The following is a 25,922-nucleotide window of genomic DNA, read 5'->3' as shown; positions in this document are numbered from 1 at the left end:
TAAGCGGCAGGTCGCAGGTTCGAATCCTGCCGGGGGCACCTAACAGAACTGCGACCCGCCAACCAGCGGGTTCGTGGTTCACTACTGCTGATCATGGCGTGTTGACGCTGTATTCACCTGATCGTCGAGCGCGAGAACGTCCGGCTCGTTGGTCGACACGAGGCGGGCGTAGTGCAGGACGCCCCCTACGCCGTTCCTCATACCATGAGAAGCGCGAATCGGCGAACCTGATCGGTCCGGCTGAAGTTCGTCGACCGGTTGGCGCGCGCGCTTGGTAGTTGGCCTGAGGGAGAGCCCGCCTGACCTGCCGATGTGGTGGTGTCAGTGGTGCGTGATGTCTGGGGTGGTGCGAGCGGCTCTCCAAAGCCTCGGAGAGCCGCTCGCGAGTCGACGACCTGGGTTCAGCAGGCCGTCACCCGCTCCGTTCAGGACATGGCGCAAACCCATTGGGCGCGCAGGTGGTGAGGATCCCTGTGCAGGTCACGTCACCTGCGCGTCCTTCAATGTTGATCACACCTCGAAGGAACGAAGCGCCATGACGATAGGCCGACAAACGCGACCCATGCCAGAGGGGCGCGACTGCTCATGCGATGAGCTGCGCTCACCGCGCGATGGGCGGTGCGACGAACAACCAGCCACCGAAAGCGCGGCGTTCGGCATCACTGGTCGAGTCCCAATCGACAAGTTGTTCGGCACCTGGGCCACCACCCTCCGGGTTACCGCGCTACTGGTGATAGTGCTGGCTGTTGTCATCGCTGGTCTGTGGCTGTTGCCGGTTGAACTCTCGATTGGGCCGGTGCACCTCCGGCGTTGACCCTTGGCGGCTCCGGCGAGACCTAGAGTGCTCGCCGGAGCCGTTCGGAACGTCGAACTGAGTGAATCAATATGATCTTGCTGGATCAGGTGACACTCACGTCTTCAAGGACAACACAACGAGTACACATGGCGCAGCGGCCATAGGTTTCGGCAGCGAAGCGCGGCCGCGGCAGAGGTAGCCATCGGGCCAGGGAGCCGGTACCCCCGGCCTCGCGGCAGTCCACGGATGGCAGCAAACCACCTGAGGTGATCGACGAACTTGGGTCGGAGACACGAATTATTGGACAATTCTGTGACGAATCCCGCCCGGGCACCGTTGTTAGGTTTCAGTTCGGGTCTCAGTGTCTGACCCGCCGTGCTTATGGCCGATGCGACGCTGGGCGTACGGCTGGCGCCAGTCCCAGCGCGCCAGTAGGCCGAAGGCGGGCCAGGATGCACACGGCATTTACTCCTCGCCTCGGATGACGGCTACTCGTCCGATCACGTACTGAACGATCCCGAACAGTGCTGACACTATTGGTGACCGGAGTGTGCTCAGGCCGATTAGCCGAGACCATGCGGCCCTCGATGCCGTCGCCGCGAGCGTTATGCCGAACACCGTCGTTCTTTCCCAGGTGCTGCAGGCACCACCGGTCGAGATCAGCTGAGGTCTCGTCGGGCTCGGTGGTGCCATCCGGCGACGCCGACGTGGGATCTCAGCGGTGGTGAAAACAGCGGCGCACGATGGGTACGGTTTTGTGCGGACGCTGTACGAACCGCGCCAGGGCACCCCGATTAACCGGTGCGAACTCATAGTCAGGCCAGTGCGGCTATGTCTTCGGCGAGTGTTTCGAAGTTGGGGCAGGCGCGGGCCTGCCTGGACATCGCCGCGGCGCGGTGGCGGTAGGGACCCTGCAGTGCTTGGGCGCAGTTCTCGGTGAGGGACGCTGGGGTGACGGACTCGGTGTCGAGCTGGATGCCGAGGCCCAGTTGTGCGGTGCGGGCGGCGTTGTGGGACTGGTCGGAGAACATCGGCAGAAGCACCATCGGGGTGCCGGTGCGGATCGCCTCGGCGATGCTGCCGAAGCCGCCGTGGGTGAGGATGAGGTCGGCGGACTCCAGCAGTAGCGGTTGTGGGACGAACGACATGAGCCGCACGTTGTCTGGCCGCGTCCCGGGCCACTCGTCGGGGTCGCTGCCAAGGGCGACCACCGCGGTGCACGGCAGCTCGCCCAAGGCGGTGATCATCGTCTCCAGCAGCTTCGGTGTCTCCGGCACGAAGGTGTGCGCGACGCTGCCGAGGCCGGCGACGACCAGCGGTCGGTCGTCGGGGAGATCGAGCAGGGACGGGTCGAGCGGGCCCGCGGGGGAATCCGGCCGGTAGTGGCGGGCCGTGGACACCCGCAGTTCGTCCGGGTACCAGCCGGCGGGCACCACCCGGGCGAGCAGCAGGCCCTCCGGGTGCCCCGGCTCGTCGACGGTGTCCAGCCCGAACTCGGCCCGTTGTCCGTTCAGCGCGTCCCGCACCATCGGTAGATTCAGTGCCGAGTACGGCGAAGTGTCCACGACCGCCTGCGGCAGCCCCAGCTTCTCGGCGGCGAGGTAGCCGCCGAACTCCTTGCACTCCCGGACCAGCACGTCGGGCCGCCAGGACTCGGCCACCGCCAGCACGTCGCGTGCGAAGACCCCGGCCAGCGACCCGGCGAAGGCGATCGTGAGCGTGCTGGACGCCTCGCGCACGTCGCCCTCGGGCACCGCCGTGGGGTTGGCCACCAGTTCCATGAGGGTCAGCACGTTCGGCAGTGGCAGGTGCTCGATTCCGGCGCGCGCGAGGTGGGGCGCCATGGCCGGTGCCGTGGCGACGGCCACCTGGTGTCCGGCGCGTTGCAGCGCCTTCGCCGCTGGTACCAGCACCGGCACGAGGTGTGAGTAGAACGGCTGGCACGTCATGAGCACGCGCATGCGGGATCTCCAAGTTCTTGGTGCGGAGGGCTGTCGCGGTTCGCACATCTAAGGTTCCACATCCCGCGCGGGGCGCGCACTGGACCCTTGTGTCCTATGTGGACAGATGAACGGAAGGTTGATCAACGTCTACGGCTGCCGCTATGGTTCAGGTGATCAAGTTCGCCGCCGACGGAACGGACGTACTGCCCTGTAAGCCATTTAGGCCACTTCGATCGGACGCGGGCATCGTGGACAGTTGCCCTGCGACGGACGGGAGTCTCACTGTGACGGCAACCCGCTGGACTCCTGCGGTGCACTGGCTCGGAGAGCCGGCACCGGACTCGGACATCCTGATCAAATGCCCTTTCCCCGCCAGCCTGAGCCCGCACTTCGACCAGCTCGTCATCGACACCGAGCAGTGGTTCGTCGAGCAGGACGTGTTCTCCGGCCACGAGGACGCCGACCGTCTCACCAGGCAGTTCCTCAACTTCCAGGGTGCCGAGGAGCACGCCAGGATGTGGCCGGACGCCGACTATCCCGGCCTGTGGCTGGCCGGCCGATTACTCACCCACATGTCCTGCCTTGATGACTTTCTCGACGAGATCTGGGGCCCCGACCAGGACGAACACGCCGCCCATGTCGTCGGGCTGATCACCGACATCCTTACCGGCAAGGCCACCGCGGCCGACGTGGCGACCGAGCCACTGGCAGTACTGCTGGACTCCCTGTGGACCGAGACCCGGTCGATCGCACCGGACCACTGGCTGGACCGCGCCGCGCGCATCCATCTGGCCTATCTGGAAACGAGCATGGACGAGCGCACGCACCGCGCGGCGAACTCGGTGCCGATGACCGCGCAGTACGTGACGTCCCGCCACTACAACGGGGGCATGTTCTACGCCGCCGCGCTCATCGAGCTGGCGAACGGCGCCTGGCTGCCGGAGGAGGTGTCCGGCCGCCCGGAGATCACCGACCTGGCGCTGCGGCTCAGCAACGCCAGCACCTGGGCCAACGACCTGTTCTCCTACCAGCGAGAAGCCGCCCACGGCACCGGCGCCAACCTGGCGGTGGTACTGACCACCCACGAGGGCCTCACCGGGGAAGAAGCGGTCACCAAGATCGTCGAGCTGGTCAACGCCGAGCTGCTCACCCTGGACTTCCTGTGCGACGCGGCGGCCGCGCTGCCGGATCCGGCGGCCCGCTACGCGAAAGGCGTGCGCGCACTGGCTTCCGGGCTGATGTACTGGATGGCCACGACCGCCCGCTACGAACCGACGCCGAGCGCCTGACCTGGCGCGCTACCGGGATTCGCTACCGGGATTCGTCGGCGGGAACCGGGATCGAGGACATCCACCGTGCGCGCTGCTGCTCGACGGCGGTGTCGATGGCCTGGAGGATGCTCGCGATGACCAGGTCGTAGATCTGGTCGGCGCTCAGGCCGCGTTCGGCCGCGGCCTTGGTCAACGCCGGGTACTCCTCGGCGGCGCCGTCGTCGGGACGACCGCTCCTGGTCTCGTGCAGCGCGCTGCTGACGGCGAACGCCGCGAGCGCGTCGAGCAGTGGCATCACCACGGCGCTGGGCACACCCTCGCGCATGAGCCGGGCGGCGGAGGCGTCCAGCAGGTGCGCGCCGAACCCGTGTGATCGCGACGCGACGATGACCGGCAGCAGCGCGGGATGGGCGAGCAGGGCACGGCGCAGGGTGCGCGCGTTCTCCGGCAGCCACTCCCGCCAGGACGCGTCGGGCTCGCCGACGCCGCGCACCTCCGCCAGCACCATGTCCGCCACCCCGACGAGGATGTCCTCCTTGCTCCGGAAGTGGTGGTACAGCGAGGCGCCGTTGACCCCAAGCGCGGTCGCGAGGCGCCGGATACTGAGCGCTTCGAGCCCGTCGCTGTCGACAATCTCGAGCGCGGCCTCGAGCGCTCTTCGTCTCGAGATCAGCGGAACCCTGGGTCTCACCACGTCGTGACTATAATCGACCGCCGACCGACGTCCAGCCGGCCGGAATTTACCCGCACGTCAATTACGCTCAGCGCCCGCTCCACCACGAACGGGCTGGTAGCGGGGCCGGGCGGCCCACTTGGTGAATTCACCACCGACCACCGGCGAGCAATCGGGAAAATTGTTCCACGACCTCCGCCAACCGATCATGGGTGCCGACGAACCCCGCGTACAGGGCCATTCCCCAGATAACCGCGATCAGCATTTCGGTGACCGCCGGAATGTCGATGTCCTCGCGTACCTCGCCCGATTCGACAGCGGCACCCAACGCCTGCCGCACGAACCCGCGAACCCGCTCGACGTGGTCTCCTGTGCTGTCACGGAGGTGCTTGTGCCGGTACCCGGCGAGTCGCGGGTGTTCGCGCCGTCGGATCCACGCGATCTTCCTCGTCGACGCCTGCCCCGCCACGCTCCCCCGCCGCCCTCCACGGTCACCTCACCGCCAGCCTACCAAGATCACCCCGTTGACCAGGCTCGATGGCGCTGTGTCGCGACTAATTTAACCGTGCGTTGCCAGATTATTCGCCGACACGTCGGTGAACAGCGACTTTTCCTCACGTTTTCCGGTGCTGACCGGCTCTCCTACATCTATTGCGGCCGTCGTGTGCGGGTCTAAGATCCGGCGGTCCGTACCAAAACCAAACGATGATTGGTGCCGCACATGCTTCCTCCCACACCAGGATCCGACCCGCTCGACAACGCGGCGTGCGATCCCGGCGTGACCTGGACCACCGGCAACGTCGCCGAGGCCTTCCCCGGCGTCTCCACCGCACTCGGCTTCTCCTTCATCCACCTCCCGATGGAACTGGCGTTCCGCAAGATGTTCCGCGGCATGGGCGTGTTCGGGAAGGCCTCGCTGGCCGTACCGGAGCGGATCGAGGACCAGTTCTGGACCGCCTTCGCCGGACGCGCGGCAGCCAACATCAACCAGTTCCGCGCCGTCGCGAGCTACATCCCGGGCACCTCGGCGACCGCCATCGAGCAACAGCTGTTCGGTTACGTGCGGGAAGGCACCGTCGACGAGAACTCGATGCGCCGGTACCCGATCATCGGGGTGAAGGCCCCCCGCGCCGTCATCTCCCTGCCAAAACGACACGACCGCATGTTCGCCGAACTGCGCGAGTGGCGCCTACGGACCCTGCCCACGATCCCCGACCAGCCCGTCGCCGACAGCCTGGCGATCCTGCTCGACGCCAGGGAACGCTTCGAGCGGATGATGATCCTGCACCTGCTGGTGGCGTTCGTCAGCTCGGGCGTGACCGACCGGCTGGCCCCCATGGTCGCCGCCGCGAAGGTGCCCAGCCTGGAGTCCCGGCTGCTGTCGGGTGTCGGGTCGGACGAGAACGAGGTCGCCCAGGACCTGTGGCTGCTCGCACACGAGCGACTGGACCTGGCGACCTTCCTGGACCGGCACGGCTACCACGGCCCGCACGAGGGCCAGCTGCACAGCATCTCGTGGCGTGAGGATCCGGCGCCGATCCTGGCCCGGCTGGCCGACTACCGCGCGGTGGCCGAGGACGACCCCAGGGCGCCCCGCAACCGCGCCGCCGAGCAGACCCGCATCCGGCACGAGGCCGCGGCGGAGCTCAAGAAGAAGGTGGGCCCGCTTCAGCGCCGGTCGATCAACCTGCTGACCAACCTCGCGGCCCGCTTCCTCGCGCTGCGCGAGCAGGGCAAGGCCGGCTACCTGCTCACCTTCGACGTCGCCCGCGCCGCCGCCCGCCGCGTCGGGGCCGACCTGGCCGCCAGGGGGCTCCTGGACGACGCCGCCGACGTCTTCCACCTCACCTTCGACGAGCTGGTCTCCGGGGACGGGACCGACCGCCGCGAGCTGGTGCGGCAGCGACGCGCCCAGTACGAGGACCGGTTGGGCTACCGGCTGCCGCAGGCGTGGGCCGGGATGCCCGAGCTGATCAAGATCGGCGGGGACGCCACGACGGACGCCCCGGTCGGCACCACGATCACCGGGGTGGCGGCCAGCGGCGGCGTCGTCGAAGGGCGCGCCAGGGTGGTCCGTGACCCGGCGACCACCGAGCTGGACGACGGCGACATCCTCGTCTGCGAGACCACCGATCCCAGCTGGGTCTCCCTGTTCCTGGTCGCCGGGGCCGTCGTGACCGACTTCGGCGGTCTGCTCAGCCACGGCCCGATCGTCGCCAGGGAACTGGGCCTGCCGTGCGTGTGCGGGACCGAGGAGGGCAGCCACCGCATCCGCGACGGCCAGCGGATCCGCGTGGACGGCGACCGCGGCGTGGTCGAGGTCCTCGCCCGCGTACCCGCGCCCGAGCGCGTCACCCGATGACGAACGACGCCGGCACCCCACGGGGTGCCGGCGTCGAGGTCGTACTGGTCACCAGGTCCCGGCTGCCGCCCCGGCCGTCGCCATGGTCATCAGGTACTCCAGCAGGCGCACCAGGACGCGCTTGCTGGACTCGCGGTCCCGCACGTCGCACAGCTGGACCGGCACGTGGTCGTCGATGTCCAGTGCCTGGCGCACCTCGTCCTCGTCGTAGATCTCCGCGCCGTCGAAGCAGTTCACCGCCACGATGAACGGGATCCCTCTGGACTCGAAGAAGTCGATCGACCCGAAGGAGTCCTCGATGCGCCGGGTGTCGGCCAGCACCACGGCACCGAGCGCGCCGACCGACAGTTCCTTCCACATGAACCAGAAGCGGTCCTGCCCGGGTGTCCCGAACAGGTAGAGCACCACTTCCGAGTTGATCGTGATCCGGCCGAAGTCGAGCGCCACCGTGGTCGTGGTCTTGCGCTCGACGCCGGTCAGGTCGTCGACCCCCGCCCCGATCGCGGACAACCGCTCCTCGGTACGCAGGGGCTTGATCTCGCTCACCGCGGTGACCAGGGTCGTCTTGCCGACCCCGAACCCACCGGCGATCAGGAGCTTGACCGCCCGCACCCCGGCCAGTTCCGGGGAGCCGGCGCTCCGGTCAGAGGTTTCGTACGCCATCGAGCACCGCCTGCAACAGTTTGATGTCGGGCCTGCCCGAGGCGGGCGGAGGCGGCGACCGGAAAATGAGATGACCGGAACTGATGAGGTCGCTGACAAGCACCTTCACCGCGGCCAGCAACAGACCCATCTTGGCCGAGATTTCGGCGATCGAGAGCGGCCGGCGGTGACACATGCGCAGGATGTCCCCATATTCGCGATCCAACGCGGCGACGTCCGCCTCGGGGCGGACGGCGACGACCAACGTAATGATGTCGAGTTCGTGCAGGTCCTTCCCGGCACGCCCGCGGGTGACCGCGAACGGGCGGATGAGCGGCCCGGGTTCGAACTCGAACGGCTCGTTGTCCGCCGCGTGTTTCATGGTGCGTGCGGAACCGGCATCTCCGTGCCCATCCCTCTGGGAGTCACCACCATCGTGTCGCCGACCTGTTGCACGATCACGTTCATCTCGTAGGCGATCATGCCGAGGTCGGCGTTGGCCGACGCCAGCAGTGCCAGGCAGGCGCCCTCGCCCGCCTCGGTGACCACGAGGAAGCCGTACTCGAGCTCGACGACGGTCTGCTGGACCGCTCCCTTGTTGAACTGGGAACCCACCCCGCGCGCCAGGCTGCGGAACGCCGAGGCCATCGCCGCGAGATGTTCGCCGTTCTCCCGGTCGAGGCTCGCCGACCGGCCCAGCAGCAGGCCGTCGGCGGACAGTGCCACCGCTCTCTCGGCCCCAGCCAGGCGCTTCACCAGATCGTCGAGCAACCAGTTCAGGCCGCCCGCATTGCCCCTGACCACATTCTCGTTCATTGCCTGACCATTCGTGTTCATCGGTTGTGCTCAGACGGCGTGGCGCGCCCCTGGCGCGTTCCTCGTTGGAAGGACGACATCGAGTTGTGAGCCTCCTCGGGGGTGCGGGTGTGCCTGGGCTTGCTGATCTTCTGCGTGTCCTGGGGGTTGTTGTCCAGTTGGAGCTGCGGCACGAGGTTGGCCTGACGCTGACGCCGGGGCAACGGTTTCCGTTCGCGCCGCGAGGTGCCGCCCGGTGCCCGCTCGCGCGGTGCCGCCGAGCTCGGTGGCCGCTCACGCGGTGCCGGCGGTGGCGGCGGCAGTGCCGGCGGACTCGGTGGCCGTTCGAACTCCTCGACCGGCTTCACCGGTTCGAACGCCTCGAAGCTGGACACGGCCGTTGGCAGCAGGATCGTCTTCTCCGGCTCCTCCTCTGGCCAGTGCCGGTGCGCGCCCTCCGCCTTGTCCACCTTGTCCGCCTTGCGGGGCAGCCGCGGGATGGGGTCCTGCGTCGGCTGCGGCACGAAGCTCGGCTGGACCGCCTGGTGCCGGCCGGTACGCGACGACGACCCGGCCAGAATCTGCTGTTGCTGCTGCGGCTCCCGTTCCTCGACCTCGGTCGCGGACAACGGGATCAGCACGATCGCCTTGATCCCGCCGTAGGCCGACTCCTGCAGGCTGACCGAGATCTCGTGCCGCTTGGCCAGCTGACCGGTCACGAACAGACCGAGGTGCCGCTGCCCTGCCAGTGCCATGGCCTGGAAGTCCGGCGGGTTGCGCAGGGTCTCGTTGAGCCGTTCCCGTTCGTCGAAACCGATGCCGAGTCCCTGGTCCTCGACCTCGACCACCACGCCCTTGCCGACGAGGTTGCCGCGCACGGTCACCGGGGCGTCCGGCGGGGAGAACGACGTTGCGTTGTCGACGAGCTCGGCCAGCAGGTGGATGAGGTCGGCCACCACCGCGCCGAGGACCTTCACGTCGGGCAGCCGGACCGCGCTGACCCGCACGAAGTCCTCGGTCTCGGAGATCGCGCTGCGCACGATCTCCTCCAGCTTCACCGGGGTGCGCCACTTGCGGCCTGGCTGGCCCCCGCCCAGGATCACGAGGCTCTCCGCGTTGCGCCGCGCGTGGGTGGCGAGGTGGTCGAGCTGGAACAGCAGCTCGAGGTGTTCCGGGTCGCCCTGCTTGGACTCCGCCACATCGAGCACCTCCAGCTGCCTGTGTACGACGATCTGGCTGCGGTGTGCGATGTCCAGGAAGACCTTGTTGAAGCCGCCTCGGGTCTTCGCCTCGGCCGCGGCCGCGGCGACCGCGGTGCGCTGCGCGGTCTCGAAGGCCTCGGCGACCTGTCCGATCTCGTCGTTGCCGTGGTCGACCCTGGCCAGCTCGGCGTCGACGTCGACCTCGTGGCCTTCGGCGATGCGCGCCACCATCGCGGGGAGCTTCTCGTCGGCCAGCTCGAGAGTGTTGTTCCGCAGCCGCCGCAGCCTGCGCACGAGCGCGTTGGCCAGCCGGACGGCGATGAGGAACGCCGTGACGGACAACACGAGCACGAGCGAACCGGCGAGGACCGCCTGCGTCAGTGACCTGTTCGCCGCGTCCTCGGCGAGGCCCTCCGCGTGGCGGAAGTGATCGCCCCACAGGCCGAGCAGCTCGGCGGAGACCTCGTCCTCGGCGGCGATCCAGTCGCCGAGCGCGACGTCGGTCCGGCCGCGCTGGGCGAGGTCGTCCTGCACGGTGGTGGCGATACGCCACGCGTCGGAGGTGGTCAGGCGCTCGTAGCGGGCCTTCTCCGCGTCGGTCAGGCGGCTGACCAGTGCCAGGAGCTGGTTGCGGTAGGCGCCGGTCAGCTGGGCGACGACCATTCGCTCCGGCACTTCCAGCCGCCCCTGGGGCACACCGCCCGCGGCCAGCCCGACCGCCCGGGAATGCAGGTCGGTCACCCAGAACAGGTCGACCGTGGTGGTCTCCTCGGCCGCGGTCGCCGCGTCCGGGCTGGTGCGGGCGACTCCCTCCAACCCGGTGATGAGCACGCCGGCGAGCCCGGTGTAGAAGGCGTCGACGTCGGCGGCGGCGACCTGACCAGCGTCGATGCCCTGGCGCAACAAGGTCATCTGGGTGGACAGCTCGGCGAACGCGGCGTTGGACTGGGAGACCGCGTCCGGGTTCAGGTTCTGCACCACCTCGGCGAGCCCGGCGATCTGGGCGAGCACCCCGTTCGTGGTGTTCCGCTGCGCTTCGAGCCCGGCCCGCGCGTCCGGGTCGCCGCCGAGGGCACGCAGGGAGATCGTGCGTTCCTGCTGGACCACGGACGCGAACTCGACCAGCGGGTCGATCGCCTGCCCGAGGTAGTCGGAGAAGTTCCGCGCCTCCACGCTCTCCGAAATCAGCAGGCCGCCGACCGAGGCACCCGTGACCAGCAGAGCGGCGCTGGGGATGAGCACGATCGCGAGCACCCGGTTGCGGATGCTCGTCGTCGATCTCCGGCGCGAGAACACCCGCCGCCGCTGTGGGCCCGCGTGGGATTCCTCTGCGGTTGATACACGCAACTGTTCGCCCTGTCCGCTGATTTCATGGCATCGGCATGTCCCGGCGCCGGTGACGGCAAATCAAACCACACACTGATCGGTTACGAAACCCAGGTACTGACTCAGAAGTTGTTACCCCGCAAAGCGAAAGTATTTTCACAGGTAGAGCAGCCGGGGGTCAGCGTCGCGCGTGGATCGCGGCCAGCATCACCGGCAGCGGATGATCAGTGACAACGGCGCGAACGTTGTCACGCAAGGTGTTCGCGACGGCCGCGTCGGATGAGACGTCGACACTGTGGACGATCTCGGTTCCCGCAGGTACCTCGTCTGCGCGCCATGCCGCCAGTGGCGATACCGCACGCGCCCACAGGGTGAGAAGCCGCAGGTCGTCGTCGTCCACTTCGGACACCGCGCGCAGCGGAAGCTCTCCCTGCCACACTTCACCAGTGTCACCACTCACGGTGACCGTATCCCCGGCGAGGGCGGTCACCGTGCCGTCGCCGCAACCGACCACACAGGGCACCCCGAGTTCGCGGCTGACCACGGCCGCGTGCGAGGTCGCGCCACCGATCTCGGTCACGATCGCGGCGGCGGCGAGCATGCCGTGCAGGTCGTGCGGGCTCGTCGTGTGGCGGGCGAGCACCACCGCCGCACCGTCGGCGGCCAGGGCCTCGGCCTCGTCCGGATCGGTCACCACGACCCCGGCGCCCACCCCGGGGCAGGCCGGCATGCCGTGCGCCAGCACGGTGGCCGCGGCGCGGGCGCGCGGATCCAGGCCGGGCACCAGCACGGCGCGCACCTGGTCCGCGGTCACCCGGGAGACCGCCTCCACCGTCGAGATGAGACCTTCCCGACCGAGTGCTGCGGCGAACGCGACCGCACCTCGCGGGGAACGCTTCGCCGAACGCGTCTGCAGCAGCCACAGCCGGCCACTCTCCACTGTGAACTCGATGTCCTGCACGTCGCGATGTCGCTGTTCGAGACGCCGCGCGTGGTCGAGGAGCTGGGTGTGCACCTCGGGCAGGAGCTGGGCGAGCGCCGCCAACGGCTGGGGCGCGCGCCTACCGGACACCACATCCTCGCCCTGGGCCCGGGTCAGCCACTCACCGAACGGTTCCGGCTCACCCGTGGACGGGTTCCGGCTGAACAGCACGCCGGTCCCGGAGCGCTCGTCGACGTTGCCGAACACCATCGCCTGCACGGTCACCGCGGTGCCGGCCTCGTCGTCGAGCCCGTGCCGGCGCCGGTAGGCCACCGCCCGGGGGGAGCGCCATGACCGGAACACGGCCGCGATCGCGAGCCGCAACTGGTCCCACGGATCGGCCGGGATGTCCGCTTCGCCGACGACATCACCGACGATCTCGGCGAAGAGCTCCTCGAAGCGGCGCCGAGTGTCGTGTGCGTACTCCGCGCCACCGGTGCGGGCAAGGCCATCCGCGATCTCCTGGTTCAGCCCCAGGTTGAGGATCGTGTCCATCATGCCGGGCATGCTGGTGGCCGCGCCGCTGCGCACGGAGACGAGCAACGGCGCGTCGACCGAGCCGAACGCCTTGCCGGTTTGCCGCTCCAGATGGCGCATTCCGGCACGGATCCGCGCCCACTCCGCGTCCAGCACACTGTCGCCGGCAACCAGGAACTCCCGACACACCGAAGTGGACAACGCGAACGCTGGCGGCACCGGGAACCCCGAGGAGATCATGCGCGCGATACCGGCCGCCTTGCCGCCGACGACCACCGGGTCCGGCTCGACGGAGCCGTCGAGGATCACTACCCTCGTCGGTCCGATCGCTGTCACGCTCATGTCCGCTCCTGTGCTCGGGTTGCCTGAATCCTGCTCGCAGCAAAGAAGTGCGGGAGCGTACTCGCTCAGGGACCGAGGAGGAACCACCCATGCCCGCCGATCTCGCCGACCCGGTGCTGCACGTTCTCCGCATCAAGGGACGTGCCACACCCGAGTCACTCGCCGCGGTACTCGACACCACTCCGGAGCGGGTTTCGGCCGCGCTGCTGGAGCTCGAGGCCAGTGGTCTGGCCGAGAACACCGGAAAGCCCCGGCTGGGGTGGAAGATCACCGCGGACGGCAGGGTGGCCGCGGAGAGCCGAATGACCGACATCAGCCCGAGTGTCCGCGCCCTGGTCGCCGACCGCTACGAGACCTTCCGGGTACTGAACGACGAGCTGAAGCAGTTGTGCGCGGACTGGCAGGGCCGCACCGAGGCCCAGACAACCGCGGACTTCGTCGCCCCGCTTTCGGTGATAGACAAGGGAGTTCAGCAGATCCTCGCGGAGATCACGCAGGGAGCGGCCCACTTCGCCGGGTACAGCGCGCGGTTCACCCGCGCGTACGACCTGTTCGCGTCCGGTTCGGACAGTCACCTGACGGGCGTGCTCGTCGACTCCTACCACACCATCTGGTTCGAGTGCCACGAGTGCTTCTTCATCACCCTTGGCCGCTCGCGGCAGGCGGAGGAGGCGCCCTGACCGGCGCGGTGCTCTCATTCTCAGAATTTCTCGTTTCCAGAAGCTCTCGTTTCCGGAATCGCTGACCGAACAAACTGACCGAACAGAACGGAACGGGAAAACGCAATCCGCGAATGCCGCTTCGTCACGTCCGCAAGTCGAAATCGGCATCCAGATCGGCGTCCAGATCGGCATCGTGGACGAGCAGGGCGATGTGCACGCGGTTGTCGAGGTCGAGCTTGGTCAGGATGGCCGAGACGCGGAGTCCGAGGGCACCCGCTGCGTCCGGTGACCGGCTCGCTGGCATTCTCAGGAGTCCCGGCGGGACAGCGTGAGCCAGCCCGCGGTGAGCGTGGTGCCGAGGTAGACGGCCAGCGTGACCACCGCGCCGACGGGAGTCAGCGTGGGCTCCGGGGTGTAGGCGCCGACCAGTTGTTCCGGCAGCCCCAGCAGCGACACCGACAGCACCCAGTCCCGCAGGTCCGGGGGCAGGAAGCCGGAGGCGAAGGGAATGACGAACAGCAGGCCGAGGCTGGCGACCAGGCCCGCCGCGGTGGACCGCAGCGCGGTGCCAAGGCCGAGCGCGACCAGGGCGACCACCGCGGTGGTGACCGTCGTCGCCAGCGCCATGGGAACGGCGTCGCCGAAGCTGTCCCACGGGCGCAGCGGCGCCGGCTGATCGGCGGTCAGCGACCAGGTGATCGCGGCCAGCCCGAACGTGGCGACCAGGCCGACCGCGGTCGCCGCGCCGCCGACCACGACGATCTTGCCGACGAACAGCCGCCGGCGCAGCGGAACGGCAAGCAGGCTGGTGCGGATGAGCCCGGTGCCATACTCGGTGGTGACGGCCAGGGTGGCCAGGGTGGCGATGGCGAACTGCACGAAGGGCAGGACCAGCGACGACATGTCGGCGTCGGAGAAGTGCGTGCGTTGCTCCGCGGTGGCCGAGGCGAAGTCGTTGGTGAGCACGGCGGTGCCGAGCGCGCCGAGCGCGACGGCCAGCAGCACGAACCCGAGGGTGAAGTAGGTCGACCGGACGGTGCGCAGCTTGTAGCTCTCCGCGGCGATGGTGGCGTTCATCGGTGGGACCCCTGGGTGTGGTAGTCGGCGTGGTTGTCGGTCAGGTGGAAGTAGGCGTCCTCCAACGAGGCGTGGCCCGCGGTGAGGCGGTCGACGGTGCCCTGGGCGAGCAGCCGACCCTGGCCGATGACCACCAGCTGGTCGGCGGTGTTGGCCATCTCCGACATCAGGTGGCTGGAGAGCAGCACGGTGCGGCCCTCGGCGGCCAGCGACCGCGTCAGCTGGCGGATCCAGCGGATGCCCTCGGGGTCCAGACCGTTCATCGGCTCGTCGAACAGCAGCACGCCGGGGTCGCCGAGCAGCGCGGCCGCGATGCCGAGGCGTTGGCGCATCCCCAGGGAGAAGCCGCCGACCCGCTTGCCGGCGACATCGGATAGGCCGACCTGGGCCAGCACCTCGTCGACCCGGCGGCGCGGCAGCTGTCCGGCGCGGGTCAGCACGCCCAGGTGCGCCGCGGCGCTCCGGCCGGGGTGCACGGCACCCGCGTCCAGCAGGGCGCCGACCTCGCGCAGCGGTTCGGCCAGCTCGGCGTAGTGCCGGCCGGCGACCAGCGCGTCGCCGGAGGTGGGGGTCTCCAGGCCGACGATCGCCCGCATGGCGGTGGACTTCCCGGCGCCGTTCGGCCCGAGGAAGCCGGTGACCTGGCCCGGGGTGACGGTCACGGTCAGCCGGTCGACCGCCAGGGTGGCGCCGTAGCGTTTCACGAGTTCGCGTAGTTCGATCATGCCGACAACGATCGCGAATTCGCCGGCGCGGCTCATCGGAGCACGGTCGGGTCCTGGCTCTCATACCGTGGTCTGAGCCGACCCCGCCGACGCACGACAAGGCCGCGGACCTCAGCGAGGTCCGCGGCCTGATGTGTTGCCCTATAACGCTGCCCTATAACGCTGTCAGCGCAGTGCGACCGCCAGCAACCGGCACACGAAGCCACAGTTCGCGTGCTCGATCCCGGCCGTGGTCCTGATCCAGTCGGCGTACGCCGCGGCGTCGGTCCACACCCCCGGTCCGACGCAGTTCGGATCGGTCTCCGCGTCACCGTCGCGGCTGGTGACACCGGTCAGTTCCCAGCGTTCGCCGTGGTACCGCAGCAGCGGGCCGCCGGAGTCGAGGACACAGCTCTGGGCCTGCTCGGTGGGATGTTCCACGCACAGGTCACTCGCCGCGTCGATCCCCGTGCACCGCTCGTCGGCGACGATCTCGGTGTCCAGCTCCCGCAGGGTGGCCGGCGGTTCCGGGCATTCGGCGCCGTCCTCGCAGGTCATGCCCCACCCCAGGGCACGGACCGGGGAGCCAGGCGCGCCCAGGTCCCCGGCGATCCCGATCGGCTCGTGGTCGACCGGCTCGTCCAGCCGGAGAAGGGCGATGTCGTGGCGCAGGTCGTCCGGGTCGGCGGTGTAGTCGGGGTGGGTGACGATCTCCGCGACCCCGCGCTCGCTGCCGCCCTCCTCGATGTCGGTGCCGCCGACCTTGACGGTGAGCCCGTCGACGGGGACATGCGTGCAGTGTCCCGCGGTCACCACCCAGTCCGGGGCGACGAGCGCGCCACCGCAGTAGTGCACCCCGTTGGGGTTGCGCAGGGTCACGATGAAGGAGTAGTCCTCCGTGGCCTCGGTGCCGCCGATGATCGCGCCCGCCGGCGGCGCCAGCACCGTCGCGAGGACCGCCATGCCCGCGGCCAGCCCCGCGATCGTCAGTCCCCGGTTTCCCGGCCGGCCACGGTGTTCGGTGAGTTCACGTCGTTCGGTCATGTGGACAACAGTCGCGGATCGGCGGGGTGCCGACATCGGAGCACAGGTGGGTCATGGGTTTCATACCGTGGTCTGAGCCGGGGCGCGGCGGGCACTGGCTAACGTCTCGCCATGACCCACGACCTCCGGCCACCGCTGTACATGAGGATCCGGCCCGTACTCCAGGTCCTCACCGATGTGGCGATCGCCGTGGTGCTGTCCCTCATCGTCATGATGGCGACGGCCATGCCGACCTCGCCGGCCGAGGAGTCCCCACCGCTGGCCATTCTCACCGGGGTCGCCATGGGCATGCCGCTGGTGCTGCGCCGCCGCTGGCCAAGCACGGTGCTCGCGGTCGCGGTGGGGGCCAGCATGGTGGTGCTGGCACTGGGCTGGTTGCTGCCGAACGCGGGCATCGTGCCCGACGGCATCCTCGCCTTCGCGATCTACCCGGTGGCCGTGACGGCGTCCGCCCGGCGGGCCGTGGCCGCGTTGTTCCTGTCCGTCGGCGGGATATCCGCCGCGGTGATCTTCGCCGTGCCGCGCCAGCCGGAGCCGAACTGGAGCGAGTCGCTGACCATGCTCGGTACGCAGATGATCATCCCGATCGCGGTCTGGGTCGTGGGACGCGCGATACACGCCCGCCGGGACTACGAGTCACGCGCGGTCCAGCAGGTGCTGACCGACGAGCGGCTGCGCATCGCGCGCGACCTGCACGACGGCGTCGCGCACAGCCTGAGCCTGATCACCGTGCAGGCGTCGGTGGCCGGCCACGTCGCCGACGAGCAACCCGAGCAGACCCGCTCCGCCCTGTCGGTCATCGAGACCACCAGCCGCGAGGCCGCGCGCGAGCTGCGGCGGATGCTCGGCCTGCTGCGCGTGGTCGACGACGACTCGCCGGAGACCGCGCGGCTGGACCCCGCGCCGACCGCCGACCGGCTGGCCGAGCTCGCCGACCACGCGACGTCGGCCGGGGTCCGGGTCAACCTGCGGGTCGGCGACGGGATCGACGCGGTACCGTCCACGGTCGGGCTCGCGGTCTACCGCATCGTGCAGGAGTCGCTGACCAATGTGGTCAAACACGCCGCGCCGACGCGTTGTGTGGTGCGGGTCGACAACACTGACCACGCCGTGGAGATCGAAGTGACCGACGACGGCGGCCGCGCGCCGGCCGACCATCCCCCGGGCCACGGACTGGTCGGCATGCGCGAACGAGTCGCCCTCTACGCGGGCGAGTTCACCGCCGGGCCGCTGCCGGGGCACGGATTCCGGGTCTACGCGAGGCTTCCGCTGGAGGCGGTGTCCACATGACCGACGCTGTAACCAACGCTATAACCAACGCAATGACCAACGTACGCGTGCTGATCGCCGACGATCAGCAGTTGCTCAGGGCCAGTTTCGCGGTGCTCGTCGGCGCCGCCGCCGGGCTGGAGGTGGTCGGCGAGGCCGGCGACGGTCTGCAGGCCGTCGAGCAGGCCACCGCGCTGCGGCCGGATGTCGTGTTGATGGACATCCGGATGCCCAACCTCGACGGGATCGAGGCGACCAGGCGCATCTGTGGGGCGCCGGCGACCGCGGCGGTGAAGGTGCTCATCCTGACCACCTACGACCTGGACTCCTACGTGTACTCGGCGCTACAGGCGGGCGCCAGCGGATTCCTGCTCAAGGACACCCCGGCCGGCGACCTGCTCTCGGCGATCCGGGTCGTCGCTGGCGGGGAGGCGTTGCTGGCGCCGACGGTGACCCGGCGCCTCATCGAGGAGTTCGCCCGGCAGCCGCAGCCGCGGCAACGGCCCACCCGTTCGCTGAACGGCATCACGGCCAGGGAGCGGGAGGTGCTCGGGCTCGTCGGCCGAGGGCTGTCCAACCACGAGATCGCCGATCACCTCGTCGTCAGCATGGCGACGGTGAAGACCCACATCGGGCAGCTGTTGGCCAAACTGCATGCCCGCGACCGCGCCCAACTGGTCATCGCGGCGTACGAAAGCGGTCTGGCGACCGTCGGATAACGCGGCCGAGGCACGGCTCAGTACGTCGCGCGGCGCAGGTCTTCCGCGAGTCCGGCCAGCCGAGGGTCGTCGGGGCCAACGGCGATCTGGAAGTGGGCCTCGTCGGCGACGGAGTGGTCGCCCGCCCAGGAGACCAGGCCGCGACATTCCGCGAGGATGGCGCGGATCGCCGCCAACTGCGCGGGAAAGAAACCGCCCCGCGTCCCCGCCGGATGCCAGCCGGGGCGGATGTCCACCGCCGTGCCGGCGGCGTGGTTGCTCTGATGGGCGGGTTCGAGCCGGTCGTGCGGGCGGAAGCCGACCACCTCGCCGGGCTGGAGCGTGCCGATCTCGTAGTGGTAGCGCCGGATGACGTGCCCCAGCACGGTCCGCACGTCCCCGATGCACAGGGCGACCGACTGCCCGGTGCCCTCGACCGCCCGCGTCCAGATCGCGCCGCCCGCGTCCGCGGCCCGCTCGATCGGCCACCCGTTGGCGCTGAGCGCCCCCGTGCGTACCCTGGCCAGGGCGTCCCGCGCGGCCTGGTCGGTGGCCACCTGGCCCGGTTGCGCGCCCGCCACGCCCGCCAGCGCCGGGGAGACGACCGCGGCAGCGGCCGCCCCCAGACCCACGCGCAGCATCGTTCGCCGGCCAACACCGTTCGCGATGTCCATCGTCAACACCTTCCGAGGAGGAACCGGTCGCCCGACCCCACGTGGTCAACCCGCCTCGCGCAACGGCTTGTGGTACTTCTCGAACACGCGGTAGAGCCCGATCAGTTGCCTGCCGTAGTTCTCCGCCGCGTCACCGGTGCCGTTGTAGCGCGCCAGCACCCGCCGCGTGTCGTCCTCGCTGAGGTTGACCTCCGGGCGGGGCAGGCCGATGTCGTTCGCACCCTCGATCAGGACCAGCGGCACCGTGCTGATGTTGTAGATGTTGTCCTCGTGCAGCTTCGTCCACACCGCCATCCGGTCGGCGTCGTTGGCGAAGTCCATGATCTGCCCGCCGATGACGCCCGCGCGGATGCAGTGGTTGCGCGCCCGGATCGCGGTCTGGGCGAAGATCTGCCCCAGACCGGTACTGCTGTCGTCCTTCAGGCCGAGCCGCACCGCGTCGTCGGCGGGCGGGTCCAGCACGTTGAACTTGCGGATCTCCCACAGCAGCGGGCACTGGATCAGCGCCTTGCGGACGCGCAGGGTGCGCGCGAGCGAGGTGATGAGCCCGTCCGCGCCAAGCGTGGCGTCGTAGGCCTGGGTCGTGGACCGCAACGTCAGTGCCTCCCCGCCCGGCCCGCCGGTCTCGGGGACGTTGATGGACTCCAGGTAGGTCTGGACGTCGCGGAGCATCGCGTCACGCATGCTCATGTCGAAGGACACGTCCAGGCCGAAGTAGACAGACGGAGCGAAGCTGTTCTGTCCGAGGTCCCGGCCGGAGGCGATGTTGTTGTCGATCTCGATCGCGCCGGTGCCCGAGCCGACCCCGATCGTGGCGATCTGGTCGAAGGCCCAGTCCACCGGCATCGGGTAACCGAGGTTCCCGGAGAACCCGGTGGACATGTCCGAGACGAAGCTGGCCGTGCTCAGCCCGGCCGCGCGGACCCGACTGCACACGTTCCTCGGCCCGTAGATGCCGATTGGGTACTCTGGGCCGTGCTCGTCCATGATCGTTTTGATGCCCTGGAAATGCGGGATGATGTTGTCGGTGACCTGGTAGTCCAACGCGTCGAAGTCCACGGCGAAGTAGATTCGGGTGCCCGCCTTGAAACCGTGGTGCCTTGCCCAGCTGATCGCCGCGAACGCGTCCCCCATCCCCTGCTCACGACGGAAGTAGCCCGCCTCACCACCGTAGGTCTGGTAGATCGGGAAGACCCGCAACCCGGCGGCGGCGATGGTCTCCAGTTCGAACGGCTGGATCATCTTGTTCAGCGACGAGCCGCTGACATTGCACAGATATCGTCCGACCACCTGGTATCCGGCCGCCAGCAAAGCCTGTGCGCGGGCCAAGGTCACCTCGGTCACCGTGTCCGACGCGGTGCCCCGGCGGGTCTCGTCCCCGCAGGAGACCAGCAGTGAGGCCCACGTCTGGTAGTCGCCGTCCCCGGTCGCCGGCAGCGCCACGAACCGCTGGAACTCCCCCACCCGGGTAGCCAGGTCGCCGGTGAACACGCTGGCGAAGCCGACCCCGGCGCGCTGGTTGAAGATCATGGCGGCGGTGAACAGCTGTACCCAGCGCCCCGACGAGCCGACCTGGAGCAGGTTGTTCCTGATCCCGGCCTTGGTACCCGGCCCGAACCGGCCGTTGGCCACGTCGTCACTCATCCCGATCTCGAACTGGATGGCCAGCAGCAGCGCCTTCTGCACGTCCCGCGAGAAGTGCCCGTCACAGGGAACGATGAAGAAGTCCCGCCGACCGACGTAGCCGCCGTTGAGCCATTGCTGCACCGCCCGGACCTCCGCGCGGCCGTTGTTGACCACGACGTAGGGGTCCATGTTCAGCAGGCCCTTGAACACCTTCGGGGTCAACCCATCCCCGGGAAAGGCACCCGCGACCCCCATGTCCTGCTTGAGCCGCGTGACCGACGCCGCGACCTCGCTGTCGTAGACGCCCTGGCGGGCGCCGCCGGGATATCCCTTGCAGTACAGGCCGTACGCCACGATGCGGTTGATGTTGCCGTGCGTGCTGCGCCCGTCGATGACCGGAAAGTTCTGCTGCAACAACGCAAGCGTCGTCGGCCCGAAGGAGTCCGACAGGGCGGTGATCCCGAGCTCGTGCTGCAACGCCCTGGTGAGCGCGTACATCACCGACCAGCCCGTCTTGCCGTCCTCCGCCAGCTTCGGGATGCCGGGAACGTCATAGGAGTTGATGAAGCGTTGTGCCAGCCGAACCATCTCGTCGGCCATGGGCTCAGCCCCGTCCGCGCGCAGCGCGGGACACGGCGAAGATCGAACTGATCATTGCTCCCCCAGATCCCCCGACCAGGACCCACACTGGACGCGATCAGTCTAGAAGTCCGCCGGCATCCCTTTGTAGGGCCAACAAGGTGACCTCTCCTCAGCCGCGGTTCCTGGCGGAGCGCCCAACCAGGGCGACCGCGACCGCGCAGAGCAGCGCGCCGCCCACTCCTGCGAAGAACAACGGGTTGACCCACCCGGGGACATCCGCGTAGGTCGTGCCGTCCACGAACACGCAGGTGTTCTCCAACGGCAGCAGGTTCGTTCGCATCTCACTGAAGTCGGCGCCCTCGTAGACGAGCTTCCGCGCGCACCTCTCGTCGACCTCGCTGATCAGGAAGTCGAGCAGCCCCAACGCGTACGCCCCGACCCCGACTGCCAACAACACCCACGCGCACACCCGGAGCACGGTCCGGGCACTCCCCGGCCACGCACTGGTCGTCATCCGAGTCCCCGTCTTCTCCCTGACCGGCACGACCCGCGGCCGGGAACACCCGTTCGGTCAACGCACCAGACGATATACACACCCGCCGCCGCTCCCCCGAACGGACGTACAGTTGTCACTTCGATCAGTGGCGAGGAGCGGCGACCGTGACCAGCACCAACGAGCGATTCATCCGGGTGAACGATGTCGAGTTGTGCGTCCAGACCATCGGTGAGCCCGCCAACCCACCGATGCTCCTGATCGGGAACTCGATGCTCACCTGGCCGAACGAACTGTGCGCCGAACTCGCGGCCGGGCGGCGCTTCGTCGTCCGGTACGACCTGCGCGACACCGGACGTTCCACGACGGTCGACCCGGACGCGCCCACGTACACCCTGCGGGACCTGGTCGCCGACGCCGCCGGCCTGCTCGCCGCGCTTGGTCAGCCGCACGCGCACGTCGTCGGGTACGGGCCCGGTGGTTGGATCGCCCAACTGCTGGCGCTGGACTATCCGGATCTGGTCGCCTCGCTCACGTTGATCGCCGCTCGCGCGGTCGCGCCCGGTCCAGTGGACGCGGATCTTCCTGATCACGCGCCGGAGATGATGGCGCGGCTCTTCGGTGCGCCGCAGCCGGACTGGTCGGACCGGGCCGCCGTGATCGACTACCTGGTCGAGATGGGGCGGATCATGGCTGGCGCCGGCCGGTTCGACGATGGGGAGACGCGCGAGTCCGTTACCAGGATCTTCGAGCGAACGGTCGACGCGCTGCCGGCGGGTGTCGATCCGGCGACGATGCACCGGTCGAACCAGATGTCCACCGTGTTCGCCGCGCTGGACTCCGGTGACCGTTGGCGGGAGCGACTCAGCGAGATCACCGCGCCGACGTTGGTGGTCCACGGTGAGACCGACCCGTTCTTCCCGATCGGCAACGGGGAGGCACTCGCGAAGGAGATCCCCAACGCCACCCTGTTGCGGCTGCCGGAGACCGGACAGGGCCTGCCTCGTCGGATCTGGGGCCTCCTGGTCCCGGCGCTGCTCCACCTCAGCGAGTAGTCCGCCCACAAACGCATGCCGGTAGGGAGTTCACCCGATCGTGTGACAGTCTTGGTGCGTGCGAATGCGCAATGGCGATGGTGTGGAATTGAACGCCGAGTTCGGAGTTGACGTTGCCGACGGTGGGCTGAGCCTGGTTCTGGAGAGCGCGGGCGGGAAAGTGACGGGATCACCACACTCCCGCAACCACGACTATGTGCCGGTCCTGCGACTGCTGCTGTCGCGATTACGAAACAAACAAGCGATTCTGCTGTCCGCGACGGTGGTCTCGTCCCGCGTTTCCGGACTCACGGAGGCCCAACGCACGCTTGTGCACGGCCCGCTGGAGCTTGCTCAGGTGGCCGACGTGGAGAGCTTGCGTCGTGAGATCACCACCGCGCAGGGCCGCATCGGGCAGGCACCCGGTGCGACGAAGGAAGGCAACAACCGCAAGCGAATCCGGCTGCGGCTCGAGGTGCCGGGGTACGGCGCCGGCGATGCCAACCGGCTGGCCGCGGATCTCGTCAACCCACCCGACAGCACGGCGAACGAGGAACTGGCTCCCGAAATCGCGGACGCCGTCATCTTGGCGGAGCGGTCCGCGAACCATCGCCGGCAGTCGGGCCAGGGAATGCGACTCAGCCACCCGGATCGCGTCGCGATCGAGGTCCACTCGGTGGCACTCGCCAGTGATTACCTGAGAAACGAAGGCTACACAGTCAAGGACGTCGGCGCGGTCAAGTCGTACGACCTTGATGCGACCCGATCGGATGAGCACCTGTACGTGGAGGTCAAAGGCACCACCTCGCCCGGTGAGGAAATCATTCTCACCAGGAAGGAGGTCGAACTCATCAACATGGAGCATCCAGACACCATGTTGATCGTCGTCAGCAACATCCAGCTGGACCGCAGTGGCGACGCGCCACGGGCGTCGGGCGGAACGCTCCAGACGACGCACCCTTGGCTGATTGAGCGGAAGCGCCTGACACCCATTTCTTACCGGTACAGAGTCGGCTGAACGGGACCATTTCTGCCGTGTACGACGGCGACCTTGTCGGGAGGGACCCGATCAGCCTGCGCGCGGGGGCGTCGACGTGGAAGGTGGACCAGTTCGGCGTGCTCCTGCGGCTTGGTGACCCCGGCTCGAGCGGGTGCCCGGGTGCGGTAACCGGTCGTCCCGACTCCGCGTTCTTCGCTTCCGTTGTCGATGTCGCAGCGGAACTGCGCCGTTGACATCACGGAGGCGGGGGTGCGCGGCAGCTGGGGAGTGCGCGCATGTCACGCCGCTTCGAGCAGGGTGGTGTGGTGCATGGTGTTCCGTTGGGGGTGTTGGCGGGGGTCGATCCACGGAGGCGGGATGAAATGTGGCACGCCGTCGATCATGCGGGCGGTCCACTCGCCTCGGTGGAGCAGGGTGTGGTGGTAGCCGCAGACCAGCGCGGTGTTGTCGATCGCGGTTCGGCCGCCGTTGGCCCAGTGGACCAGGTGGTGGGCGTCGCACCACTCCGGTGGGCGATCACAGCCCGGCGCCACACATCCCCGGTCTCTGGCGATCAACGCCCGGCGCAGCGGACCGGTGACCAGACGCTGGCGGCGACCGACATCCAGCGGCTGCGAACCGCCGCGCATCACGATGGGAATGACATCGGCGTCACAACAGATGCGGCGGGCGGTCTGGATCGACACCGTGCTGCCGCCGTCCAGGTCCACCACCCCGGTGTTCCGGCGCAGTTCGGCGACGTCGACGGTGAGTCCGACCTGGGGGCGCACGCCACCGTCGATCGGCAGGCCGCCGGCGGTCAGCATCCGGCGGGCCAGCTCGACCAACGCGTCCGCGCGTCGTTTGGCCGCGGAACGGGGATCGTCGCGCAACGGCTTCGCCAGCGGCGACAACGCCGACCGCACCACCGCGGCACCCGCGGTGGACAACCGGCCCCGGATCCGGATCACCCCGGTGGCGTCCTCGACGAAGGACAACTCCATCCGGTCGGCCGCGTCGCGTTCCGAACGCAGGACCCCGTCCGGGTCGAGGTGGGCGCGGACCCGGACGGCCAGCTTGCCGAGTTGGGTCGGGTCGAACCGGTGGGCCTCCCCCACGAGTTGGTGCTCGACCCGGACCCGGGTCACGGGCGCCACCTCGTCGGGTAGCTCGTGCAGCGTGCGGCGGATGACCGCCAGTTGTTCCTCACTCAGGGCACCAGCACGCAAGGCGGCCGCGGCCGCCGGGAACCGGGGCGGCACCGGGGCACCCGACAGCGTCGTCGAACCACACAGATCCGCCGCGTCCTCGACCCGACGTTTGGCCGCTCTCGGCGACAACCGCAGCAGCTGGCGCAACAGGACCGCGGTCGATGACACTCCCTGCCTGTCTGCCAGACCGCGAGCGTCGACCTCCCTGACCACGGCCAGCATTACCGCGTACAACCGCCGGGACCACGACTCGACCCGCCGCACCGACCCGAGCAACTCGTCGTCGGACAGCTGATCCCAGTCCCGATCCAGCAGCTCGGTGATGATCTCGTCCACCAGCGCAGATTATCGAACATGTGGGCGATGGCCCAGGTATGGCGGCGTTGCGGGAGGCGCCTTTCCCCCTAAAGGGTCTCTGGCTCAGGTTGTTGAGCGAGAGAAACGAGTAGGCTCACAGACAGGTACCCCGGACCCCGGTATGGATGTCACCTGACCGAGGGACCAGCCTTATGGCAAGTACCGATCCGATCCCGAACAACGCGCAGGTCGCCGGACCTCACCGCAGCACGGTCAGCACCATTCTGCGCGCCGTCGAGCTGGGGTTGTTCACCATGGCCGAAGCCGACGTGATGATCGACCGGGTCCGTACGCACCTGACCGCCTTACCGGCCACGCCGCCCGACCTGCCGTCGCTCGCCCGGCCGCCGCTGACCGTCACCGCGGAACTCGTCCCCCTCGGTGCCGTGGTGATCACGGTGCGTGGCGAGGTCGACCTGGCCACCGGCCCGCTGATGCACGACGCCCTGTTCGCCCACCTGCGGCAGTCCTCCGCGCCACTGGTCATCGACCTCACCGACGTGGGGTTCTTCGCGGCGGCCGGGCTCACCGTGCTGGTCGCCGCCCGTCAGGCGGCGGCGCTGACCGGGAACACCCTGTGCGTGGTCGCGCCCCAGCGCCTGGTCCTGCGGCCACTGACGATCACCGGGCTGGACCGCGAGCTCGACATCCACCCCGACCTCGCCCAGGCCCTGCTCCGGCTGAGCGACTAGGACAACCCC

24 protein-coding genes and 1 pseudogene are annotated in these 25,922 nt (G+C 68.9%); 9 read left to right on the top strand and 16 right to left on the bottom strand.

Features of this window, described 5'->3' with window-relative positions; genetic code table 11:
* Positions 1–1,611: 1,611 nt before the first annotated feature.
* Positions 1,612–2,757: a glycosyltransferase gene (locus tag ACYVIP_RS33760; RefSeq protein ID WP_460403842.1), complete on the bottom strand. Its 1,146-nt coding sequence runs from the start codon at positions 2,755–2,757 to the stop codon at positions 1,612–1,614.
* Between the two features lie 293 nt (positions 2,758–3,050).
* On the opposite strand from ACYVIP_RS33760, the gene ACYVIP_RS33755 reads away from it, so the two are divergent.
* Positions 3,051–4,028 (top strand): terpene synthase family protein, encoded by a 978-nt coding sequence (locus tag ACYVIP_RS33755; protein ID WP_460403840.1) that lies wholly within the window; start codon positions 3,051–3,053, stop codon positions 4,026–4,028.
* A gap of 22 nt (positions 4,029–4,050) precedes the next feature.
* Here ACYVIP_RS33755 and ACYVIP_RS33750 read toward each other — a convergent pair whose 3' ends face one another.
* The gene (locus tag ACYVIP_RS33750; RefSeq protein ID WP_460403838.1) at positions 4,051–4,704 is read right to left on the bottom strand and encodes a TetR/AcrR family transcriptional regulator; all 654 of its coding nucleotides are present in this window, start codon (positions 4,702–4,704) and stop codon (positions 4,051–4,053) included.
* A 127-nt stretch (positions 4,705–4,831) separates the two neighbouring features.
* Complete coding sequence (locus ACYVIP_RS33745) at positions 4,832–5,152, bottom strand: TetR family transcriptional regulator C-terminal domain-containing protein (RefSeq protein WP_460403836.1); 321 nt, start codon at positions 5,150–5,152, stop codon at positions 4,832–4,834.
* Between the two features lie 309 nt (positions 5,153–5,461).
* On the opposite strand from ACYVIP_RS33745, the gene ACYVIP_RS33740 reads away from it, so the two are divergent.
* Positions 5,462–7,045 carry a PEP-utilizing enzyme gene (locus ACYVIP_RS33740; RefSeq protein WP_460403834.1) on the top strand — a complete coding sequence of 528 codons (1,584 nt, stop codon included), beginning with the start codon at positions 5,462–5,464 and terminating at the stop codon, positions 7,043–7,045.
* Between the two features lie 48 nt (positions 7,046–7,093).
* Here ACYVIP_RS33740 and ACYVIP_RS33735 read toward each other — a convergent pair whose 3' ends face one another.
* From ACYVIP_RS33735 to ACYVIP_RS33715, 5 genes are all read right to left on the bottom strand, one after another.
* Complete coding sequence (locus ACYVIP_RS33735) at positions 7,094–7,708, bottom strand: GTP-binding protein (protein ID WP_460403832.1); 615 nt, start codon at positions 7,706–7,708, stop codon at positions 7,094–7,096.
* Positions 7,689–8,069 (bottom strand): DUF742 domain-containing protein, encoded by a 381-nt coding sequence (locus ACYVIP_RS33730; RefSeq protein ID WP_460403830.1) that lies wholly within the window; start codon positions 8,067–8,069, stop codon positions 7,689–7,691. Before ACYVIP_RS33730 ends, ACYVIP_RS33735 begins: the two co-directional genes overlap by 20 nt.
* Positions 8,066–8,503, bottom strand: a complete 438-nt coding sequence (locus ACYVIP_RS33725; RefSeq protein WP_460403828.1) for a roadblock/LC7 domain-containing protein — start codon at positions 8,501–8,503, stop codon at positions 8,066–8,068. Before ACYVIP_RS33725 ends, ACYVIP_RS33730 begins: the two co-directional genes overlap by 4 nt.
* 17 nt (positions 8,504–8,520) lie before the next feature.
* On the bottom strand, positions 8,521–10,980 hold the full coding sequence (locus ACYVIP_RS33720) for a sensor histidine kinase (protein ID WP_460403826.1): 2,460 nt from the start codon (positions 10,978–10,980) through the stop codon (positions 8,521–8,523).
* A gap of 208 nt (positions 10,981–11,188) precedes the next feature.
* Entirely contained in the window at positions 11,189–12,811 is a 1,623-nt protein-coding gene (locus tag ACYVIP_RS33715) for a pyruvate, phosphate dikinase (protein WP_460403824.1), read from the bottom strand.
* A gap of 89 nt (positions 12,812–12,900) precedes the next feature.
* Here ACYVIP_RS33715 and ACYVIP_RS33710 point away from each other — a divergent pair, with 89 nt between their 5' ends.
* Positions 12,901–13,491 carry a hypothetical protein gene (locus tag ACYVIP_RS33710; RefSeq protein WP_460403822.1) on the top strand — a complete coding sequence of 197 codons (591 nt, stop codon included), beginning with the start codon at positions 12,901–12,903 and terminating at the stop codon, positions 13,489–13,491.
* Between the two features lie 124 nt (positions 13,492–13,615).
* Here ACYVIP_RS33710 and ACYVIP_RS33705 read toward each other — a convergent pair whose 3' ends face one another.
* From ACYVIP_RS33705 to ACYVIP_RS33690, 4 genes and pseudogenes are all read right to left on the bottom strand, one after another.
* Positions 13,616–13,777 carry a hypothetical protein gene (locus tag ACYVIP_RS33705; RefSeq protein ID WP_460403820.1) on the bottom strand — a complete coding sequence of 54 codons (162 nt, stop codon included), beginning with the start codon at positions 13,775–13,777 and terminating at the stop codon, positions 13,616–13,618.
* Between the two features lie 2 nt (positions 13,778–13,779).
* Positions 13,780–14,550, bottom strand: coding sequence for an ABC transporter permease (locus tag ACYVIP_RS33700; protein ID WP_460403818.1), 771 nt, complete (start codon positions 14,548–14,550; stop codon positions 13,780–13,782).
* Positions 14,551–14,618: 68 nt separating this feature from the next.
* A pseudogene (locus ACYVIP_RS33695) lies at positions 14,619–15,275 on the bottom strand (ATP-binding cassette domain-containing protein); the annotation flags it as partial.
* Positions 15,276–15,440: 165 nt separating this feature from the next.
* Positions 15,441–16,298, bottom strand: a complete 858-nt coding sequence (locus ACYVIP_RS33690; protein WP_460403816.1) for a S1 family peptidase — start codon at positions 16,296–16,298, stop codon at positions 15,441–15,443.
* Positions 16,299–16,409: 111 nt separating this feature from the next.
* On the opposite strand from ACYVIP_RS33690, the gene ACYVIP_RS33685 reads away from it, so the two are divergent.
* Both ACYVIP_RS33685 and ACYVIP_RS33680 read left to right on the top strand, forming a co-directional pair.
* Positions 16,410–17,588, top strand: coding sequence for a sensor histidine kinase (locus tag ACYVIP_RS33685; protein ID WP_460403814.1), 1,179 nt, complete (start codon positions 16,410–16,412; stop codon positions 17,586–17,588).
* Between the two features lie 32 nt (positions 17,589–17,620).
* A complete protein-coding gene (locus ACYVIP_RS33680) occupies positions 17,621–18,286 on the top strand; it encodes a response regulator (protein ID WP_460403812.1) in 666 nt (221 codons plus the stop codon).
* 17 nt (positions 18,287–18,303) lie between these two features.
* On the opposite strand, the gene ACYVIP_RS33675 is transcribed toward ACYVIP_RS33680, so the two are convergent.
* From ACYVIP_RS33675 to ACYVIP_RS33665, 3 genes are all read right to left on the bottom strand, one after another.
* Positions 18,304–18,939: a M15 family metallopeptidase gene (locus ACYVIP_RS33675; protein WP_460403810.1), complete on the bottom strand. Its 636-nt coding sequence runs from the start codon at positions 18,937–18,939 to the stop codon at positions 18,304–18,306.
* A 45-nt stretch (positions 18,940–18,984) separates the two neighbouring features.
* Entirely contained in the window at positions 18,985–21,165 is a 2,181-nt protein-coding gene (locus ACYVIP_RS33670; RefSeq protein WP_460403808.1) for a glycoside hydrolase domain-containing protein, read from the bottom strand.
* A 151-nt stretch (positions 21,166–21,316) separates the two neighbouring features.
* Positions 21,317–21,661: a hypothetical protein gene (locus ACYVIP_RS33665; protein ID WP_460403806.1), complete on the bottom strand. Its 345-nt coding sequence runs from the start codon at positions 21,659–21,661 to the stop codon at positions 21,317–21,319.
* Between the two features lie 146 nt (positions 21,662–21,807).
* On the opposite strand from ACYVIP_RS33665, the gene ACYVIP_RS33660 reads away from it, so the two are divergent.
* The 3 genes from ACYVIP_RS33660 (at position 21,808) to ACYVIP_RS33650 (ending at position 23,907) form a co-directional block, all read left to right on the top strand.
* Complete coding sequence (locus ACYVIP_RS33660; RefSeq protein ID WP_460403804.1) at positions 21,808–22,695, top strand: alpha/beta fold hydrolase; 888 nt, start codon at positions 21,808–21,810, stop codon at positions 22,693–22,695.
* Positions 22,696–22,759: 64 nt separating this feature from the next.
* Positions 22,760–23,692 carry a protein NO VEIN domain-containing protein gene (locus ACYVIP_RS33655; protein ID WP_460403802.1) on the top strand — a complete coding sequence of 311 codons (933 nt, stop codon included), beginning with the start codon at positions 22,760–22,762 and terminating at the stop codon, positions 23,690–23,692.
* A 17-nt stretch (positions 23,693–23,709) separates the two neighbouring features.
* Positions 23,710–23,907, top strand: a complete 198-nt coding sequence (locus tag ACYVIP_RS33650; RefSeq protein ID WP_460403800.1) for a hypothetical protein — start codon at positions 23,710–23,712, stop codon at positions 23,905–23,907.
* Between the two features lie 45 nt (positions 23,908–23,952).
* Here ACYVIP_RS33650 and ACYVIP_RS33645 read toward each other — a convergent pair whose 3' ends face one another.
* On the bottom strand, positions 23,953–25,200 hold the full coding sequence (locus tag ACYVIP_RS33645) for an HNH endonuclease signature motif containing protein (protein WP_460403798.1): 1,248 nt from the start codon (positions 25,198–25,200) through the stop codon (positions 23,953–23,955).
* Between the two features lie 173 nt (positions 25,201–25,373).
* Here ACYVIP_RS33645 and ACYVIP_RS33640 point away from each other — a divergent pair, with 173 nt between their 5' ends.
* Positions 25,374–25,913 carry an STAS domain-containing protein gene (locus tag ACYVIP_RS33640; protein ID WP_460403796.1) on the top strand — a complete coding sequence of 180 codons (540 nt, stop codon included), beginning with the start codon at positions 25,374–25,376 and terminating at the stop codon, positions 25,911–25,913.
* Positions 25,914–25,922: the final 9 nt, after the last annotated feature.

It is taken from the genome of Actinophytocola sediminis, from assembly GCF_054779715.1.
The sequence above is the reverse complement of the archived record's forward strand: the minus strand, read 5'-3'. Positions and strand labels throughout refer to the sequence as shown.